The organism is Aquimarina rhabdastrellae, assembly GCA_947387485.1.
Lineage (GTDB): Bacteria > Bacteroidota > Bacteroidia > Flavobacteriales > Flavobacteriaceae > Aquimarina.
Genome location: CANDNT010000001.1, coordinates 144,386 through 165,095, shown reverse-complemented (window position 1 = coordinate 165,095; position 20,710 = coordinate 144,386). Strand labels below are relative to the sequence as shown.

Sequence of the window (20,710 nt, the reverse complement as noted above, 5' to 3'; positions counted from 1 at the left end):
GCACAGCAGCTAAATAATTCCGTTATTGGTATACCAACGATGGAGTCAATTATTTAGCTATAAACCTATGTTCTTCAATAAAGAAAAGCGAATACACTATTTAGGATTTAATGATGTATGGTTTTCGGTTATAGGTATTTTAATGTTAAGTCTTAGTACAGATTATATCTTTAATAATTCTTTTGGCACATATCCATTGGTGATGGCATTGTATAGTTGGAGTGCTTCTTTGGTGATTACTATTTGCGATTGGCTTATCATAAGAAGAATCCTAATCTTTCTACGTAAGAAATACCCCGATTTTAAAGACGATACTAAGCGTATTGTTATTTTTTTTATAGCTATCGTTACTACAATATTTATTATTGATAATATAGGAGGACATGTATTGGAGTATCTATATCGTCTTTCGGGTAGAAATGCAAACTACAACACCCAATTAAAAGTATTATTACCAGTTATCTTATTAACGATAATGATCATGGCCATATACGAAGCTATGTATTATTATGCGAGGCTCAAAACATCCATTAGAGCCGAAGAACAAGCAAAACAGGTTATTATACAAGCGCAGTTGGACACTTTAAGGAACCAGGCACAGCCTCATTTTTTATTCAATAGTTTAAACACTTTAAGGGATATAATCGAAGAAGATACAAAAGAAGAAGCCAAAGAGTTTGTCGATAAACTCTCTGATGTCTATCGTTTTATCCTAGAATCTGGCAATGCAAATCTTATTACATTAGAAAAAGAATTAAAGTTTACCAAGGCATATATTCATATTCAGCAAGAGCGATTTGGAGATAATTTAAAAGTCAATTGGAATATTCCAGAAGCAGAATTATTGACTATGGTTGTACCTATGAGTTTACAATTGCTGATAGAAAATGCTATAAAACACAATATTATATCAAGAGCTAAACCTTTGGTAATTACTATCGAAACTAAAGACGGACAACTCGTAATTAGCAATAAAATTCAATCGAAATCTACTCAATTACCATCGACAAAAATAGGATTAAAGAATATTGAAAAACGATATGCGATCATTTCCAATTCGCCTATAGCAATTAAAAATGATGGTAAATATTTTACAGTGACTTTACCTTTATTAAAACCATCTGATCAAAAGTAAACTATGCAAATACTCATCATTGAAGACGAACCACGAGCAGCAAGACAATTACAAAACTTATTAAAGAAAAGTGCGTTTGACTTTGAACTGCTAGATATCATAGATACGGTAGAAGATGCAGTGCTATGGTTTGAAAGTAATACAAATCCAGATTTGGTATTTATGGACATTCAGTTGGCAGATGGATTAAGCTTTGAGATTTTTCAGAAGATAGAAGTAACAGCACCAATAATTTTTACAACAGCTTTTGACCAATATGCAATTCAGGCATTTAAAGTCAATAGTATTGACTATTTACTAAAACCAGTACAGCAAAAAGATTTAGAAACTGCAATCCATAAGTTTAAAAAATTAAATACTACTCATACGGTAGCACCAACGATATTAAAGGAGTTATTGCATGGTATGCAAGTACCACAAAAACGATCTGGAATATTAGTGAAAGAAGGAAATGGTTTTGTACAAATTAGAGTTTCAGCATTGTTGTATGTCTATTCTCAAGAAAGTATCACTTTTGGAGTTATTCAAGACAAGCGCTATATCATAGACGAGACGATGGATCAATTATATGGTTCTTTAGACGAAAGTCAATTCTATAGAATCAATCGCGGACAAATCATTTCTAAAATGGCGGTACAGAAAATAGAGCCGTATTTTAATCATAGAGTGAAACTGACGATTTCCAGTCCGAGAGATCAAGAGTTCATTGTAAGCCGTCAAAAGACCAGTGATTTTAAAGAATGGATGAATAGGTAAAGTTCGAATTACAATTCAAGTATTAAAAACTACGTTTCAACAGAAAGTGCTGTTATTGAAGAGAGAAGGAGTACATCTTTGTGATATAATAATCAAATAACTAGTATATCATGAAATTTAGACACACCCTTATATCTCTTTTTCTTACTACAGTAGTTTCCTTTGCACAATCTACTACAAAAGCTCATCATAAAAAAGTAGTACAAGAAACTGATGCTATATATAAAAGATTAGTTGACATCAGAAGAGATTTACATCGTCATCCAGAAGTATCTCATAAAGAAGAACGAACCGCCAAGATTGTTGCAGAATATCTAAAAGAATTAGGATTAGAAGTAAAAACAGGAGTAGGAGGACATGGAGTTGTAGGGATTTTAAAAGGTGGAAAAAAAGGACGTAAAATAGCTTGGAGAGCTGATATGGATGCTGTACCAACAGAAGAACCTGATGTGGTAGATTTTAAATCAGAAAATAAAGGTGTTAGGCATATCTGCGGACATGATGTGCATACAACGATAGCTTTAGGTATTGCTACGATATTATCAAAACAAAAAGAAGAGTTAAAAGGAACAGCATACTTTATTTTTCAACCTGCCGAAGAAGCATATACTGGAGCAAAGGATATGATCAAAGGTGGGCTTTTTGAGATGATTAAACCTGATGAAATCTATGGATTGCATATAGGTCCAGAAGTTACAGGAACGATCAATTATAAGGCAAATGAATTATTTGCATATAAAAAATCATTAAAAGCCAAATTCAGACCCAATACCAATATAAAAGAACTAGAAGCTTTTATGAATACGCTCATGAATAGTTATATACGTACTATAGAGAGTAGTTCACCATGGGAAATAATTAATAAGATTGGTGATCCTAAAATTGGGATTACAAATAAGGAGACAATTTTTAAAGACTATTTTATCTTAGAAGGTGCTCAACTCTATACCGAAGATAATGGAGATAGAAGTTATAATGCAGATTTTTTAGAAACCAATCGCAAAAATGTAGATAATATTCTAGAACAAATAAAAACTAAAATAATAGCGTCTAAGTTCAAAGATGATTTTATATCTATAGCCTATACAGGAGGATTGTTAACACCTATTAACGACCCTAAACTTACAGCTATTGCAGCAAAAACGATGAACAGTTTTTATGGTAAAGAAAGAGTACAGCCTTTATACGGACAAGTACCCTATTTTAGTGAAGACTTTATTTTTTACCAACAGAAAGTACCTGGAGTTTTCTTTTTCTTAGGCGGTTCTAATCCCGAAAAAGGTATTATTTCGATGCCACACTCTCCTAATTTTGCTGTAGACGAATCAACAATCAAATATGGCGTACAATGTTTTTCTTCTTTACTAATGGAACGTGTAAATGGGTAGGTTTTATTGTTGATTTTAATAAATTATATCACGATGATTTAAAATCTGTTTACTTCAAAGTTTTGTTGTGTCTACAACATAAAAATGTCGAATCACACCATTTCTTAAAACACTAAGTCAAAGAGAAAGTAGTTTTACATCAAGAAAACAACATAGCGCTATTTCAGTTTTCACTTGACAAAACAAACAATAAAACAAAAAAGATGAAAAATCAAGAAACAAAAACAAGTGATTTTGTTGTAATCTATCACATTGAATGTGTAAAAACTACTAGTGAAGCTGGTAATGATGAAGTTTATTTTGTAGTGACTACATCTAAAGATCCTGTTGGAAAAAAATATTATTTTGATCACCCTTTAGAAATGGATGGATCAGGTGATAATTCTAATTTTGATATAGATATTACCATACCTACAGCAGGTCTTGATTGGATTAAAGTAGAATTAAGAGAAAGAGATAGCGATTCTGACACAGTTAGCCTAGGAAGCTTTGTTCTTAATGAAGATAGTAAACCTGCGGATACTGTTACATTGTACCAACCATCTGGTGATCAAGAAGCGATCTATAAAGTTAGTTATAAAACGGAAGGTGTATTAGCTTTTAAGAATAATTCAAAGGATAAATATTCGCATGCGTAATTAACTTCGTTGCAATATATTTTATAAACACGTAAAAAATGGTTATTAAAACTATTTCTTACGTGTTTTTTTATAAGCAAAAAAGAATAAGTTGGCTTGAATCTAAAATTTAAAAGCACTCTCGTTATAATCCTTATTCAAAAATCTTTTATCGATCAATCAAAAATATAGTTATTAACTATATATAGTTTAAATAATTATTAATAACTATGTTTTTCTATTTTTGTAAGAAAGTAAATCAGCGTAGATGATTGATAGTATACCGTCTTTACTTGAAGAGATGAATATCTCTCGATTTCAAAAGCATAAGGAATTTCATATTCTAAAATTTAAAGATCATTTAGATGACATTCCGATGAAAACCGAGTCACGACAATGTGATTTTTTTCAAATAGTGATTACAAAAAATCATAATGTAGATGTTATCGTAGATAATGTATCTTTTTCGGCTATGGAAGAGAGCATTACCTTTATGGCACCAAAACAAATGTTATCAACTGGAGTCAATAGTATTGAAAATGCGGGATTGGGATATATGTTGATGTTTACACCAAAGTTTTTACGTTTAGGTACCTCAGATTTCGAATTACTACAGAAGTTTCCTTTTTTTAATAGCAATTATTCGCCAGTATATTTCTTAAATGAAAATAAAGAGTTGTTTTTTCATATAATGGAAACAATGTATCTTCATTTTCAGAGTTTTAGTGAAGATAATCTTGAGATTATTCGTTCGTATTTAACTATTTTATTGTTTGAAAGTAGAAAATCACTACTAAAAGGTAGTATCAAAAATAGTTTTACATCAAGATATAACGAAATCGCTTTTTCGTTTGAAAAGTGTATCAAAACGAGTGATGATAAAAGAATGCCTTTGGATTTTTATGCCGAAAAACTCAATATCAGCACAGTTTATTTATCAGAATGTGTAAAGAAAGCTACAGGGAAAACAGCCAAACAGATTTTGATTGAATACGTAATTCTTGAAGCAACTTCATTATTGTTACAATCCACAAAAACTATAGACGAAATTGCAGAACAAGTAGGATATTCTAATACTTCTAATTTTGGATTGTTCTTTAAAAAGCATACAGGAATAACACCTTCAGCATATCGAAAAACGTATAAATAATAGAAACAACTACAGAAACCTTGTTTTTAATTGTTTTAGCCTAATTTTTAATATTAAAAAATATGTATATCTGCAATACTTTTGCAGCATAATAATTAAAAATTAGACTGATGTTAGATGTTTTAGATATAAAATCCAAAAGAGATTTTAATTGGTTAATGATCACTTTTATTTCACTAGCAGCCTTGGGAGCTGTAGAATTGTTTGAGCAGATAACTTATGTGATCAACTGGCTTGTGGGAGATCCGATTGTCAATGCAGAAAGCTTTAGAAAGTTTCATCATGTGGTAGATGCGGGAGTTTTTCATTTCCCAGTGTCAATAATTGTATTGATAGGTTTTATAATGCTTGTGCTAAAGAAATCTGGTTTTATGCATAATGCAAAGGAAAAGAGAGTTATTTGGACAGCATTTATAGCGTTTTTAATTACATATGTGATTTCTGTATACATTATTACAGCCATTAACGTTCCTGTTTTTAATGAAAATAGTGTTCCAGAAGAATTGATTGCAGGTAAATTAAAATTGTGGGGAGTGTTAAATGTATTCCGTGTGTTATTACCAGCATATGCTTTATATAAGTTAACTACATTATTTAGTTTAAAATCCCACTGTTAAATAATCGAAGTGCATAACTTTTAATAGTGTTCAAAAAACCAAGAATTCAATTAAATAGGATTCTTGGTTTTGTTATAGAATACTTAGTTTTAGTTTGTATTATGTGTTTACATAAGAATTATAATTATTGTAAATTACATCAATAGTATGATTATTTAAACAATTTGATATGCCTACCATAATAAGAAAAACAATCACATTTACTGAGAAGCAAGACAAATGGATCAAATCTCAAATTAGTGCGGGAAAATTTACAAACGATAGCGAATACCTTCGTGATTTAGTAAGACGAGACCAAGCTCAAAAAGAGCAATTTTTTGCATTAAAAGCGGCTATAACTGAAGGGATGGATAGTGGTATTAGTGATAAATCAGTACCAGATATTATGAAAGAAGTTGAAGAGCGTATGAAAGTAGATGGACGTTTATAAATTATCCCTTAACATAATTTATTAAATGCTCATTAATTTAGATAATATGAAACTTATGCTATCCTAATTTTTGAAATACTTCCGTCATATCCAGCAGCATATAAAATATTTTTTATAACAAGAATATTTTGCAAAAAATTATTAGAAACAAATAAGGTTTTTGATTGTCGATGTTTTTCATGAATTGAAATCACTTTATTGTCTTCTCCACAGCTAATAATATGTTCATTATGATAAATAATGGATCGAATAATATCAGTATGAAGTTTTGTTTTTAAGACTTTTTGAGTAATCATACATAATTCGATTAATGTACCATCTTTAGACCCAAGAAATATAGTATTCTTCTTTTTTGTACATAAACAAAATAGCGCATAATTATGTTTATAAATACATGTGGTTTCCTCTGATAGTATATTAGTTAAATATACTTTGCCTTTTTCACAACAACTAAGAATTTTAGTATCTGATAGTAATGAAAGGCCCCAAATCCAACTGTCATGTACTTTTATAATTTTAAGAATATCTAAAGTTGAATTTAGAACATAAATTTTTCCGCTAGTTCCAGTTGCGATGATTAGGTTATTTGATGTGCAAGCCAAATTTAAAATCATTTCATTAAGATGGATAGTAGTGTGTACATCACCTGACAAATTCCACTTTTTTATGGTAAAATCTCTTGAACATGAGATGTATTCGTTTTGATTAAGTGACACCATTTTAAGTACAGAATTTGAATGTACTTCTATGGTATGTTGAAGCGATAGAGAAGTATTCCATCGTTTAATTTTTCTATCTCTACCACAGCTTAAGAATTGTTCATCGTTCAATTTTAATAGATTCCATATATAACCTTGATGATGGGTGTTATGAGGATTGCTTTTAATCAGAATATCAGATCTCAATATATATTTATTACCATGGGTAACTTTAGCGCCTTTATGCCATAATTGATGATCAAAAATAACTAGTTTTCCTTTTTTAGGTATTATAGATTTTATGGGTAATGTATCAGTTTTTGAAGTGTAAAATTCAGTTGTTCCGCCATTAAAGTCTTTATGATCATTAAGGTATAGAAGAAAAGTATATTTTGATTCTTCTTTTGCATTAGGATAATAAATACCGTCTTGATGTTTGGAGAAAGATTGATTTTTTTGATACCTACAAAACCTAAATCGTTCGTTTAAACCCACAATTTTGTCTTCTGTATTTAAGATTTGTATGTTTTTTAGTTTTTGAAAGAATTCATGCGATAAGTCCTTATTATCTTCTACAAGACGATCATTATTTCTATAATATTTAGGATAATGGCTAATTGCTTTTTCAAACTGTAATTTTCTAGGAATTAAAATTTCATTTAATTCTTCGTTGGACAAGAAATTCTCAATTTCAACGACAAGTAAATCATTTATTTTATAAGATGTATACATATAAAAGGATTGTTTTTCTAAGAGTCAAAACTCAGGAAAACAGAAAAAGAATGCATTGATGTATGGTAAGATTTACTTTTTTAATGCAGTTTTTCTAATCCTACTTAATGATTCTGGAGTGACACCTAAATATGAAGCAATATAATGATGAGGAATCATGTTAAGAAGATCAGGATATAATTTGATGAACATTTCATAATGATCTGTTGCACTTTGATATTGCAATGATTCTATTCTTTCTAAGGCAAGGATATAATTAAACTCAGCCATTAATCTTCCAAAAGTATTAAATGAATGACTTATAGTATAGAGTGATTTCCAATAAGTATAATTAATAGAAATCAATTTCCCTGGAATAATACATTCTACAATTTCATTACTTGGTTGTTCTTTTAATAAACTAGCAAATGAGGCAACAATAGGATTTCGAGATTCATAATTAAAATAACTCGTGATTTCTTTACCATTTCTTATTTGATAAACTCTATACACACCAGAAACAACAAACTTTAAAAATTTACAATTTTGTTCTGGCTTTACGATAATATCGCCTTTTGTATAGTGTTCTATTATAAGTTTTGATTGTAATTGATCAATATCAGTTTTTGATAATTCAACCCAATTAGAAATAAAGTCAATTAATTTATGATATTCGCTGTGTTTATCCATGATGACAGTAAAACTAAAAACTTTTTAAATATTAGAAATATTTATCCCCACTTCGCTTTTAAATCTTTGTATTTAGTTCGTCCGATAGGGATACGTTCTCCATTTTTAAGTTCGGCCATATATTTACTTCCAGAGGCTACGCTGATTTTTGCAATTTCGGTCATTTTTACTAAGTAAGATTTATGAATACGTTCAAAAGAAGGAGCTAATAATTGCTCGAGTTTTTCAAGTGATTTATCATGTAATTCTTTGTTACCATCGGTGAGATAAAGTTCGGTATAAACTCCAGCGCCTTTTATATAGACAACATTTTCAATAGGAATTAGCTGCACTTTATGTCGTTTTTTTACTGCCAAAAATTTGACAGCGTTTGTTTTTGCTACATCTTTTGTATGAATGCGATGAAAAGCTTTTGCTAACCGTTCTTGATTAAAAGGCTTTGGAACAAAATCGAGTACACCATATTCAAAAGCAGTAATAGCGTGCTCTTTATAAGCAGAAATAATAATCGTGTGAAATGATGAAGAAACAGCCGTAGTAAGCAAATCAAAGCCACTAGTACCATTAAGATTTAAGTCCAAAAGAATGAGATCTAAGGTGTTATTTTCGACAATCTTTACTGCTTCTTGAAGTGTATTACTATACTGTATTGATTGTAAGGTGTCTCCTAGAATATCACGTGTCATTCGTTCAATCCTTTTGGCAATTCTTGATTCGTCTTCAACAATTAAAATATTCATAGGTTAAGCATATATTTTTATAATGTTTTTCCATCCGTGATCTACAGCCTCTGAGCTAAAATCCCATTGCTTATGGTAACTCTCTGTGAGTCGTGCTTTGATATATTTTAATCCAGTACCTTCTTTTGTAGGGTTTGTTTCTTGTTTTATGCGAGTGGCAAATGTTAAAAACATATAAGATTTATAATCATTAGTTACTGTATAAATAAGCTTAAACTTGATAATATTATCCTCTAGCGGTAGATTATGTGTAATTCCGTTTTCTAATAAAGTAAGCAGAATTCCTGGAGGTATTTTCTGATTAGTATCAATACCTTTTTCTTCCCATAGGTAGTTAATTTCTTTTCGATATTCCATAATCTCAAGATGCCTCCGACAAAGTTCTATTTCTTGAGTAATAGGAATCAAGGTTTTATTTTCAATCTGATTAAAAAGATCAAACTCTTTGGCCAAGGCTTCTATGAATAGTACTCCTTTTTTAGGAGATTCTTCTATCCAATCAATTAAAGAAGTTAAGGTATTCATTAAAAAATGAGGTTGAATATTCTTTTTAAGTAATTCTAAACGTAGCCGTGTTGATTGAACCAAAGAAGTTTCATAAGCCAATCGTTGTTCTTTGATTCTAAGCGAAAGCAAATAAAACATCCCTAGAAGAATAATGCTAAAACCTATAAAAATACCAACTTCAAATGAAATGATAAAATGAATAAGTAGCGATAGGAATAATGTTAACATTACAAGACGTGCACCTTTCCTTTTTTTATAGATACCAAAAGAAATAATACCAAAAGAAAATACCCACATGCTTAACGCCATATTACGAGTAGTAAAATCAATGTAACTATGTTTAATAAAGAAAATAATCACTAGAATTGCTGCGTAAATACTCAGGAAGATTTTTCGTTTAGGAAATGGGAATTCTTTAGAAAAATAAAGCGGAATTAAAAATGATATACCAAATATCAAAACACCTTTGATCTCTAATCGAATATGATGATAGGCATAATGTATAGGTACATAAGTGGTAATAAATTCAGCTAGATTTAAGATAAAAAAGAGAAAACAACTAATACTAAAAATTAACATGGTATACTCTTTTTTGTCGCCTAGAAATAAAAAGAAAAAATAAATAGAAGCGATGAGAAAAGCACCTGCAAAAATATGCATATAAGAAGTCTCGATAAGACGAGCTGTCAATAAATCATCATAATTGGCAATATCTACTCTCATCCCCACATGATCTGGGAAATAATAAAGACTAGATCGTATAGCCAGCATATGTTCGCCTTCTTGAGTCAAGTGAGAAGGAATGATAAATGTAGCTAGCATTTCACCATCAGGTCCAAGTACAGCTTCTTGCCCAGGATTTCCATTTTTTCCAATCATTACTCCATCCCAAAAGACTTCGTATTCTCCATAAATATGAGGACGAATAGCATAGGGATGTAACGATTTTGGTGCTTTTAAAATATCAATACGAGTTCTAGACCAATAGACTTCGCCAGAGGTTATTTTAGGCTTCCTTTTATCCCAATCTTTATCGTTCCAATCTTTTGCAGCCCATTCTGGTTGATCACCTATTCGAGAATAGGTCTGATATTCCTTAAAAACAGGAACTTCGGTACAAGAAACTACCAATAACATAAGGCAAACTAAAAGGAAGTTTGACAAAGATCTCAAGTTCATTTTACTATAGGTTTACAGATGCAAGATAACCATATAATAATTCTTCTTAGAGCCGTTCATTAGTGCATAGAGCAGTTGGTATAATATTGATAAGAAAAATGGGATAAAAAAACATCCTTTGTAAGAAGGATAACAATTAAAATAATTGGGAATGATAAAAGAATTCTATTTTACAATGCTGCTTGTAGTAGCTATGTTTCTTAATGCTTGCCATACTAATAGTCAAAAAACAAAAACTGCTGATATTCCAAGCATGGAAGATCGTTATTTTGGTGAAAAACCGCCAGGTTTAACTCCTAAACTTTTTGACCCCAAAATAGTATCTCCAGAAGGAAGCTTTGAAGGAGGAACGTTTTCACCAGATATGAAGGAGTTTTATTTCACTAGGAAAAATGGAAAATATAAAAAGCGTACATTTTTTGTCATTCGATACGAAAACAATACCTGGGGCAAGGAATCTGAGACTGATATAAGGTGGCCGCAATTCTCTGCTGATGGCAATACGATGTATCTTGGAAAAGAATATAAAGAACGAATGAGCACTGGTTGGTCGGAATCCAAAAGTCGAGGAGCATTCTTAAAAGAGCAGGGACATGGTATATCGGTTTCATCTAACGGAACATATTATTTTCCTTTTTTTAAGAAGGAAGATAACGGACATGGTAACCTTGGATATTCACGTATCGCAAATGGTAAATATGAAAACCCTGTAAAACTGAATGCCGAGATTAATACAGGAGAATATATAGCTCATCCCTATATCGCGCCAGATGAATCCTATTTAATGTGGGATGTAGAACGAGAAGACGGTCATGGACAATCAGACATCTATATCAGTTTTAAACACAAAGATGGCTCTTGGTCGACACCAATAAATATGGGTTCACTAATAAATACCGAACTTCAAGAGAGCTCTCCACATGTGACACACGATGGAAAGTACCTGTTTTTTACTAGGGGAGAATGGAAAGTAAACGAAGACGGAAGTCGTAATTTTATAGGAAAAAGATATTGGGTTGATAGTAAGATTATAGAAACACTAAGACCAGATCCAAATCTTCTCAATATAGCTTCTACATCATATCCTATTGCGTATGGATCAAACGGAATTTTCCTTACCAACATAGAAGGAACATCAAAAGTAAGGCTTTCTAGTGGAGCTCATGGATATCCTGCATGGTCACCAGACGGAAAACAAATTGCTTTTTATGGTAAGTATGACAATAAAAAAACATGGTCTATTCATATTATGAATAGTGATGGTAGCAATAAGAAGCGATTAACGAATGCTAAAAATAAATGGGATAGTATGCCTAGCTGGTCTCCAGATGGAAAACAAATTGTTTTTGGAAGAGAATATAAAGATTCAGAAAATGTCTGGCAGTATGAAATTTGGATTATGGATGCAGATGGTAGTAATCAAAGACAAATTAAATCACTATGCGGTGGCGGGCCATCCTTTACCAATGATGGTAGACTGCTTTTTCATTCAGAATATAAAGACAAAGAAAGTGAGATTAGTATAGCAGATGTTGATGGTAAGAATATCACTCATCTAACTGATAACGAAACTGAAGAATGGGATCCTAAAATCTCGCCAGATGGTAAGCTAATCGCCTATATGTCCAAAAGTGAAGGGAATCGTGAAATTTATGTGATGGACATCGATGGTGCTAATAAAAAGCGATTAACTACTAATCCAGGTTCAGATGGAGGACCTTGTTGGTCTCCTGATGGTACTCAAATTATATTTCATTCGGAAAGGAAAAAGGACGGAAAAGACGATAATGGGTTATATATCATGAATAAAGACGGTTCTTCTGTGAGAAAATTAGTAGCGAATGGTTGGCAACCTGCTGGATTCAAACCTTTACAATAATAAGCAGACAGTAGTAGCTATTAGAAAACAAAAAGCATTGGGTAGATACTAAGATTATTCAGCACCTTAATCTTAAAGAATAACTATACGAATGTTAGTTAAAAGAAAAATTCAATAAAAAATCAATATGAAAAATATCATCGTATTACTCATAAGTATCATGATTGGTCAATGGTGTATTGCGCAATCAAATACTACTGAAAATCTAATTAAAAAGGTAGAAAATGGGCTTACATCAAATTTAGTATACATAGATGGAGATGCTACATCATCTATAGAAGAACGTATGAAGCACTATGGAATTCCAGGGGTTAGTATAGCAGTTATATATGATAGTAAAATAGTATGGACAAAAGGTTATGGTATAGTGGATAAAGAAAGTAAGGCTCCTGTAACCAAACAAACACTTTTTCAGGCATCAGCACTAAGCATTCCTGTAACAGCTTACGGTGCATTAAGAACAGTAGAACAACATAAATTAGATCTAGATGTAAATGTGAACAAGTATTTAAAGTCTTGGAAAGTACCAGAAAATGAGTTTACCAAAGAAAAGAAAGTAACGATAAAGAATCTTTTGAATCATTCTGCTGGAATATATCCTCGCGGAACGGGAAACTATGGTGTCAATGAAAAAATTCCAACACTTGTAGAAATATTAAACGGAGTTCCTCCTGCCAAAAATGAACCCGTAACAGTAAATAAAGTGCCTGATGAAAGTGTTCGTTTTGCATATGCTAATTATGTACCTGTTCAACAAATGATGATAGATGTTAAGGAGAAAACATTTCCAGAGATCATGGATGAACTCGTGTTACAGCCTTTAGAAATGAATCACAGTACGTTTAATCAAACGCTTACCGCAAAGCAGTTAACCAAGGCCGCAACAGGTTATTTACAAGATGGTATTATGGTAGAAGGTAGAAAGAAAATCTATCCATCAATGGCTTCTTATGGATTATGGACAACAGCTCAAGACTATGCAAAATTTATAGCCAACATACAGCAAACGCTAAAAGGTGAGAGTACTAAAGGACTATCAAAAGAGCTGACAGAATTAATGGGGAAACCATATGGAGTGAATAATTCTAGTTGGTCATTTACATGCGGATTAGGATTTCAACTTTTTAATAAATCCAATGATATTTACTTAAGACATCATGGATGGAATACAGGTTTTTATGCAGAGGTAATGGCGCATAGAGACAAAGGTTATGGCGTGGTTGTGATGACCAATTCTACTTTTCCTGAATTTAATGCCGAAGTGATTCGCGCTGTAGCTTTGACTTACAATTGGGACAATTATCTCCCTATACATAAGAAAATAGTAATTGAACCAGCTTTAGCTAATAATATTATCGGTAGATATCAAAATACGAATAGGGTAGTGACTGTTTTTAAAAAAGGGAATCAATTGTTTGCTAAAAATATACTCTATACAGATGCTCAAGCATTAGTTAGAATCTCAGACAGTCTTTATGTGACTAGAAATTCTAGTAGATTGATACAATTTAAACCAAATACAAAAGATGGAACTATCGATTTAGTATACATCAATAGAAATGATACTACTGTTAGCACTACTTTAACCAAGACAAACACTAGTAAGAAAGAACCTGTAGCATTTCTTGTGGAAGGTGATTTTGAAAAAACACTTCAAGCATACAAAGCATTAATAAAACAAGACCCTACACATCCTACCGTTGATGAAGAATACATAGATGATTTAGGAGAACTTTTCTTTAATCAGCATAGAATAGAAATAGCATTAAACGCTTTCAAACTAAATACTAAACTTTATCCAGATCGTTTCGAAGTATACGATAGGTATGCAAAGTATTGTGAACGAACTGGGAAAATTGATTTGGCCATTTTGAATTACAATAAAGCACTTGAGTTAAATCCTCAATATAATAGCGCCAAAGAAAAAATCAAGGAATTACAAAAGAGTAAATAGTACTAATGCACTATGCTTTTCTCGATAGCCGTTAACGATTATTATATAAATAATGTAGCTATATACGCTTTCGCGAAAGCGTAATTAATCAAGATCACAACAATAACACAATTGTATTATATCATGAAAACAACAAAAATAATACTGTTGATATATGCTATATCACTAAACGTTGTATTTGCACAGGAATTTATTAAAAACAATGATGCTCATACGCTCCCAAAGTCTTATTTAAAATTCCCTCATACAGAGGTAATTCCTATCAAAGAGACTAAAACGAATAGACAATATGAACTTTATGTAGAATTACCCGAAGGATATACAAAGAATAAAGACAAGCAATATCCAGTGATTTACTATACAGACGCCTTATGGCATGTTGAGCTATTGTCTGGTGCTGCTGAGTATATTATGGAAGATGCAATTTTAGTTGGAATTTCCTGGCAGAAGGATATAAAAGAAGAATTTAAGAAAGAAGGAAAGTTTCATATGAGTAGATTTAGAGATTATTCTATTACTAAATCAAATAACCCCAAACGTCAAGCTAAATATCAATTTGGACAAGCTAATAATCATTTAGATTTTATACGTAAAGATGTAATTAAATTTATAGAGAAGCATTACCGAGCTGATCCAGATAATCGTACGTATTTTGGATATTCACTCGGTGGTGTGTTTGGTGCATATACATTGATGACGCAACCAAATACCTTTAAGAATTATATTTTAGGTAGTCCTGCACTTGATGGTGATATTCCTGTACTCTCTACACTTGAGTCTAATACTAAAATGAATGCTAATGTTTTTATTTCATATGGTTCAGAAGAGGAAAAATTAAGTAAATATGCAGAAGAATTTATCACCTTGTTAAAAAACAAAAAGGATAATAGTTTATCGTTTGAAAAGCTAGTGATCGAGGGAACTCATCAAACAGCTTTTCCTATGACAGGAGTACGTGGTATGCAGTGGTTAGCAGAATTACAGCCTCTTTTTTTAGGACAGAAACCGCCAGGTTTAACTCCAAAGATTTTTGCTCCAGGCATCATATCCATTGATGATCACGTCTCAGGCTCAATCACTTTTAGCCCTGATATGGATGAACTATTTTTCAACCGTAGAAAATCAGATGAAAGTCATAATCTCTATACTATGAAATTGATAAATGGAGAATGGTCTGTACCAGCACCAGCTTTTTTTTCTACAAATAAGGAATATCTGGATTTTCATTCCCGCTTTAGTCCTGAAGGAAACCGACTTTATTTTGGAAGCACAAGACCTATTAATGATACCATTAAAACATCAAATCCCAAAAGAAGATTGCATCAATGGTATATCGAAAAAGATGAAAAAGGGAGTTGGAGCGAACCTATTTTGATGAAAACCCCATTTTTGGATAGATATATCATGTGTACCACACCTTCGAAAAATGGTAATCTATATTTCACTTCGGGTAAAGGACCTGGAGCTCAAGATGAGGGTATTTATTATGCCATTAATCAGAACGGTCATTATACGTCTGTTAAAAGAATGGGTAATGTAATCAATGCTAACGGGAAGTGGATTGCGCATCCCTATATAGCGCCTGATGAAAGTTATATATTATATGATTCTGAAAAGGAATCAGAACCAGATAATGGAGATATATTCATTAGCTTTAATATCGATGGTACCTGGACAAAATCTTATAGTTTAGGTCCTAAAATAAACACTAGATTAAGTGAAAGTACTGCTACGGTATCTCCTGATGGGAAATATTTATTTTTCGCGAGAGGCGAAAAAAAGCTAAGAGAAAATGGAAGCACTTATTGGGAATCAAAGACCTATTGGGTGGATTTTATTAAGTTAAAAAAAGAAATTCTAGAGAGTATAAACCATAATAAATAACATAGGTTTTATACCTAATCGAGTATGATAATAAAGACAATTAAACAACCCAAAGTATGCTATCTATTCTTTTTTATAGTAGTTCTTTATTCGCAGTTAGGAAGTACTCAGACTGTTTCAAAAGATCCAAAGGATTTGTTTGTGGTAGGTAGTGAATCCATTCACTTTCAATCAAAAATTAATGATAGTGAATATACTTTACATATCAATTTACCAGAAAGCTATGGCAAAGACACTACAAAAACATATCCTGTTTTTTATGCCTTAGATGGTTACCGAATATTTGGTACGACAACACATGTGTATAACGGAATTTGGGATGATGGGTTTGCACCAGAAATAATCATTGTAGGCATTACTAATAGTGGTTCAAAAGAAAAACCAACATTACATAGAACAAGGGATTTAACCCCTACAGCGATAGAACGTTTAAGCACCTCAGGTGGCGCATCAACATTCTTAAACGTTTTAAAAGATGAAATAATTCCATTAACAGATCGTCTTTATAATACAGACAAAACCAATAGAACATTATTTGGAACTTCGTTTGCAGGAATGTTTACGCAATATGTACTCTTTACAGAACCTTCTTTATTTGCAAATTATATCATTCATAATCCTACGTTGTGGTGGGATGACGAATATCTTTTTGCTCAAGAAAAAACATTTTACCAAAACAATAAGAACCTAGCTGCCAAAGTGATATTTATAAATAGTGAATTTAATGATACGCCTACTGCTACTAAAATGTATAAACAAATAAAGAATCATAGCTATACGAATATGATATTAGATTTTCGAGTGGTAGATAATATGGGACATTTGGGTGGAGAAGCAGCAGCTATTAATCAAGGAATGAGTTTTGTATATAGACGACCGACGAATAGTTTATCCATAGAAAAACTAAAAGCATATTGTGGAACATATAAAGATGGTAGTTATGTACGTGAGATCATTATTAAAGATGGAGTATTAACCTTAGTGAGACCAAAAGAAGGTGAAGGAGCAAGCATTCAAGCAATTAATGATACTGAATTTTCAATTTTAGGAAGGTATCTTGATTTTAAGTTTAACCACAATAAAAAAGGAGAGGTGATTAGTTTTACTAATGAACTAAGTACAAATCCATCACGAATACGAACAGCTGTTAAGATTAAATAAAATGTCTTTTATATAGGATTGGTGAAAAAGTAAGATAACTATCTTACTTTTGTTTTTTATAAATACTGAAGTTTGTTAGAAAAAAGACGCCAATTACCACAAGAACAATTTATGGATACAGATTATTTTATATTCTGTTTAGAAGCTGTTCATGATATAGAAATAGAAAGTGTTACACCAACACAGCAAAAATTAGAAGAACTGACTAAGGATTTTGGTATAGCCAGTATTTATAAAACATGTGATTCTATCGAAGGTTTAGAAGATAGCTTAAATACATTGGTGTTAGGTGATCATAATTTTAAAAATTATGAAATAATCTATTTGGTGATGACAGGCGAAGCAAATAGTATTTGCTTAAACGATTACTACTATAGTTTACAGGAAATAGCAGAGATTTTTGAAGGAAGATTAAATGGTAAACTATTACATTTTTCAAATGCGAAAGTTCTTGATTTAGACGAAGAGGAAGCACAATATTTTTTGGATGTTACTGGCGCAAAAGGAATTTCTGGATATGGCAATAAATTTAATGGTATAGCGAGCTCAGATCTGGATAAGGCGTTCTTTAATTTATTTAATGAAGATGATAATATGTTGGACGTTGTAGAAGAATTACATCAAAAACATTATAAATTGTGTAAACTCCTTGATTTTAGGTTGTATTATTAAATGATAGATTAAATATTAATGCTACTAAAAATAGTAATCGCTGAGAATCGCGTAAAAAATGATTTTTGAACAGTTGTACGGAATAATCGATTTATATAAAGCTCATAATAGGTATTTCCAATGAGCTTTCTGGATAGTATTATGTGTATTATAATGTACTTGCGTTATGTCACTTTGCTTTAACCAAAAACAAAGTTTATTACTTCTACATTTTCTTTAAAAGTTTTCTAACGAAATGCTTTTTAAAAAAAAGTAATAGAACACTTATTATACGAGCCGACGAGAGGAGGGAAGTGTAATGTTTGTGGAATGGGTAGTTATCTAAATATTTAATTTTTGCTTTGTTTTTTTTATATGATCTAGAAGTAAATAAGTATCCTTGTCTAATTTAAAAGCTATATTGAAGTTCTCTAAAGCCTTATTATATTCTCCAATATCAAAATAATAAATACCTAAATTCATATAGCAATAAGAATTCTTATCATCTAATTCTAAAGATTTTTTAATATCTACAAGACCTTTTTCCATATCCCCAAGTTTAATTTTAGATAAACCTCTATTATTTAAAGCATACGCAAATTTTTTTTCAAGCTCAATCGCATTATTAAAATCTTTTATGGCCTCTTCATATCTACCTAAAAGATTATAAGCATATCCTCGATTATTTAAGGAATAAATATTATTTGCATCGAGTTTTAGTGATTCCGTATAATCCAATATTGATCCATCAATATTTCCTTTATGTGATTTTATTAATCCATTATTAAAGAAATCAATAGAAGAAAATCTTTTTTTGTACTTTTTTATAAACTCTTTATTAATTTCATTTGCCTTATCATATTCTTTGATTTGCAAATATGATGAAATAGCCAGTCTGTATACAAAGTCCCGTTTAATTCCTGATTTAATAATTTTCTCAAAAAGATTTCCTGATTTTTCAAACTCCTTGTTGTTATAATATTCAACACATTTATCATATTCCTCAGGTAAATTACGATACTTAAACAATAACTTTAGTTGTTGACCGTCATTATGAACTTGTTGACCACTATATAACGTAATAGGTTCATGATTAGGGACAATATTGTGATAGAAATCTAGTAATGAAGATATAGCAATCATCATTGTAATAAATGTGATACTATCTGAATTACTTCCGAATAAACCTATATAAAGACAAAAAGCACCAATAATTAAAGAATTCAATGGTCCCATTAGTATAATTATAATTCCTCTATTAATTGGAATATCAATTTGTTCACGAACACATAAACCAGAATCCCAAAGTAAAGGGTTGTATTTAAAGAAAACTTCTAATCTTCCTAATCTAAAATGCAAACTTTTCTTTGGATCTCCATAAGAACCAATATAAATAGTAACTCCTTCTTTAGTATATAATAATGTTGGGATTGCGTGTCCCATTTCGTGTAAAAAAACAGTGAAAGGTCTTAAAACTGCAAGTGTAGCGATAAATAGAAGATAATGATAAAATGTCATAATTGGATATCAAGAAAACAAATCTAAATCTTTTTCAGAAATATAGTTTTATACGATAAAACTAGAAAATGTAATGTTTATATAACCCGTAGTGCATTTATAAAAAGTTGTGCAAACTGCAAAGTTGCAGTAAATTGTAATAACGACAAAACAATTAAAGATGCACAACTTTACTACAAATTACGAGATAATTTTAGAAGTATTAAACCAAATAGGGATACAATCCAGTTTTTTGAAACAAATACGTATACCCAAGCTTTCAGATAAAGAACTAACAGCAATAAATCTTACAGCAGAATATATGGGTATTGATAGCGAATATCAACTCTTTAGAGTATTACCTAAATCTATTTTATCCTTAATAGAGCGTAGCGTCTATAATCGAAGAAAACGCAAGTTATTTTCTTTTATCAATCAGATTAGGGAACAACTATCCGAAAAATTCAACGCTTATGAAGATTATTATATCGTTGATAGTATGCCCTTAGAAATATGTAAGCTCTCTAGAAGTTCTCGTTCAAAGATCTGTAAACAAAATAACTATAGTTCTCCTAATAAAGGTTATTGTGCCTCACAAAAATCAACATATTATGGCTACAAATTACATGCAGTGTGTTCTGTCAAAGGAGTATTTAAGAGTTTAGATATTAGCCCTGCATCAGTACATGATATTCATTATTTGAAAGATATTAAAGCTCAGATGAAAAACTGTACATTAATTGCTGACAAAGGGTATCTATCTACTAAATGGCAGCTTGATCTTTTCAATAGCTGTAATATTACATTGGATACTCCAATGAGAAACAACCAAAAACAGTACAAGAAACAAGCTTATGTGTTTAGAAAATCCAGAAAAAGAATAGAAACCTTATTCTCTCAACTATGTGATCAGTTTATGATAAGACGTAATTATGCTAAATCTTTTGATGGATTCAAAACCAGAATTCTCTCTAAAATTACAGCCTTAACTGTTATTCAATATTTAAACTATTTTGTACTCAATAGAAATTTGAACAATATTAAAATCAATTTATCTTAAATGCAC

General features: G+C 31.1%; 18 protein-coding genes. 13 read left to right on the top strand and 5 right to left on the bottom strand.

All coding sequences use genetic code 11. The features are described 5' to 3' along the window. The first annotated feature begins 25 nt into the window (after window positions 1-25). The 7 genes from ACYEKI_RS00745 to ACYEKI_RS00715 all read left to right on the top strand — a co-directional run bounded on the left by ACYEKI_RS00745 (window position 26) and on the right by ACYEKI_RS00715 (window position 6,093). The gene (locus ACYEKI_RS00745) at window positions 26-1,135 is read left to right on the top strand and encodes a sensor histidine kinase (protein WP_459209231.1); all 1,110 of its coding nucleotides are present in this window, start codon (window positions 26-28) and stop codon (window positions 1,133-1,135) included. Window positions 1,136-1,138: 3 nt separating this feature from the next. After that, a complete protein-coding gene (locus tag ACYEKI_RS00740; protein WP_459209230.1) occupies window positions 1,139-1,891 on the top strand; it encodes a LytR/AlgR family response regulator transcription factor in 753 nt (250 codons plus the stop codon). 110 nt (window positions 1,892-2,001) lie between these two features. Beyond that, window positions 2,002-3,279, top strand: a complete 1,278-nt coding sequence (locus ACYEKI_RS00735) for a M20 metallopeptidase family protein (RefSeq protein WP_459209229.1) — start codon at window positions 2,002-2,004, stop codon at window positions 3,277-3,279. Between the two features lie 203 nt (window positions 3,280-3,482). Further along, the gene (locus ACYEKI_RS00730) at window positions 3,483-3,917 is read left to right on the top strand and encodes a hypothetical protein (RefSeq protein ID WP_459209228.1); all 435 of its coding nucleotides are present in this window, start codon (window positions 3,483-3,485) and stop codon (window positions 3,915-3,917) included. Between the two features lie 247 nt (window positions 3,918-4,164). Beyond that, a complete protein-coding gene (locus tag ACYEKI_RS00725) occupies window positions 4,165-5,046 on the top strand; it encodes a helix-turn-helix domain-containing protein (protein WP_459209227.1) in 882 nt (293 codons plus the stop codon). 110 nt (window positions 5,047-5,156) lie between these two features. Continuing rightward, window positions 5,157-5,663: a hypothetical protein gene (locus ACYEKI_RS00720; RefSeq protein ID WP_459209226.1), complete on the top strand. Its 507-nt coding sequence runs from the start codon at window positions 5,157-5,159 to the stop codon at window positions 5,661-5,663. A gap of 169 nt (window positions 5,664-5,832) precedes the next feature. Next, window positions 5,833-6,093: a type II toxin-antitoxin system ParD family antitoxin gene (locus ACYEKI_RS00715; RefSeq protein WP_459209225.1), complete on the top strand. Its 261-nt coding sequence runs from the start codon at window positions 5,833-5,835 to the stop codon at window positions 6,091-6,093. Between the two features lie 53 nt (window positions 6,094-6,146). Here the strand turns inward: ACYEKI_RS00715 and ACYEKI_RS00710 are convergent, their stop codons facing one another. From ACYEKI_RS00710 to ACYEKI_RS00695, 4 genes are all read right to left on the bottom strand, one after another. Further along, window positions 6,147-7,523 carry a 2OG-Fe(II) oxygenase gene (locus ACYEKI_RS00710; protein ID WP_459209224.1) on the bottom strand — a complete coding sequence of 459 codons (1,377 nt, stop codon included), beginning with the start codon at window positions 7,521-7,523 and terminating at the stop codon, window positions 6,147-6,149. A gap of 72 nt (window positions 7,524-7,595) precedes the next feature. Further along, entirely contained in the window at window positions 7,596-8,192 is a 597-nt protein-coding gene (locus ACYEKI_RS00705) for a Crp/Fnr family transcriptional regulator (RefSeq protein ID WP_459209223.1), read from the bottom strand. A 41-nt stretch (window positions 8,193-8,233) separates the two neighbouring features. After that, window positions 8,234-8,932, bottom strand: a complete 699-nt coding sequence (locus ACYEKI_RS00700; protein ID WP_459209222.1) for a LytR/AlgR family response regulator transcription factor — start codon at window positions 8,930-8,932, stop codon at window positions 8,234-8,236. A 3-nt stretch (window positions 8,933-8,935) separates the two neighbouring features. Then, window positions 8,936-10,618: a histidine kinase gene (locus ACYEKI_RS00695; protein WP_459209221.1), complete on the bottom strand. Its 1,683-nt coding sequence runs from the start codon at window positions 10,616-10,618 to the stop codon at window positions 8,936-8,938. 151 nt (window positions 10,619-10,769) lie between these two features. Between ACYEKI_RS00695 and ACYEKI_RS00690 the strand changes: the two genes are divergently transcribed. The 5 genes from ACYEKI_RS00690 (at window position 10,770) to ACYEKI_RS00670 (ending at window position 18,168) form a co-directional block, all read left to right on the top strand. Further along, window positions 10,770-12,497 (top strand): TolB family protein, encoded by a 1,728-nt coding sequence (locus tag ACYEKI_RS00690; protein ID WP_459209220.1) that lies wholly within the window; start codon window positions 10,770-10,772, stop codon window positions 12,495-12,497. Between the two features lie 127 nt (window positions 12,498-12,624). Further along, window positions 12,625-14,451 (top strand): serine hydrolase, encoded by a 1,827-nt coding sequence (locus ACYEKI_RS00685; RefSeq protein WP_459209219.1) that lies wholly within the window; start codon window positions 12,625-12,627, stop codon window positions 14,449-14,451. A gap of 123 nt (window positions 14,452-14,574) precedes the next feature. Then, the gene (locus ACYEKI_RS00680; protein ID WP_459209218.1) at window positions 14,575-16,335 is read left to right on the top strand and encodes an alpha/beta hydrolase-fold protein; all 1,761 of its coding nucleotides are present in this window, start codon (window positions 14,575-14,577) and stop codon (window positions 16,333-16,335) included. 24 nt (window positions 16,336-16,359) lie between these two features. Next, a complete protein-coding gene (locus tag ACYEKI_RS00675; RefSeq protein WP_459209217.1) occupies window positions 16,360-17,496 on the top strand; it encodes an alpha/beta hydrolase in 1,137 nt (378 codons plus the stop codon). 72 nt (window positions 17,497-17,568) lie between these two features. After that, window positions 17,569-18,168: a DUF6642 family protein gene (locus ACYEKI_RS00670; protein WP_459209216.1), complete on the top strand. Its 600-nt coding sequence runs from the start codon at window positions 17,569-17,571 to the stop codon at window positions 18,166-18,168. Window positions 18,169-18,489: 321 nt separating this feature from the next. Here ACYEKI_RS00670 and ACYEKI_RS00665 read toward each other — a convergent pair whose 3' ends face one another. Beyond that, window positions 18,490-19,665, bottom strand: a complete 1,176-nt coding sequence (locus tag ACYEKI_RS00665) for a tetratricopeptide repeat protein (RefSeq protein WP_459209215.1) — start codon at window positions 19,663-19,665, stop codon at window positions 18,490-18,492. Between the two features lie 160 nt (window positions 19,666-19,825). Here ACYEKI_RS00665 and ACYEKI_RS00660 point away from each other — a divergent pair, with 160 nt between their 5' ends. Continuing rightward, a complete protein-coding gene (locus tag ACYEKI_RS00660; RefSeq protein ID WP_459209214.1) occupies window positions 19,826-20,704 on the top strand; it encodes an IS982 family transposase in 879 nt (292 codons plus the stop codon). Window positions 20,705-20,710 lie beyond the last annotated feature (6 nt).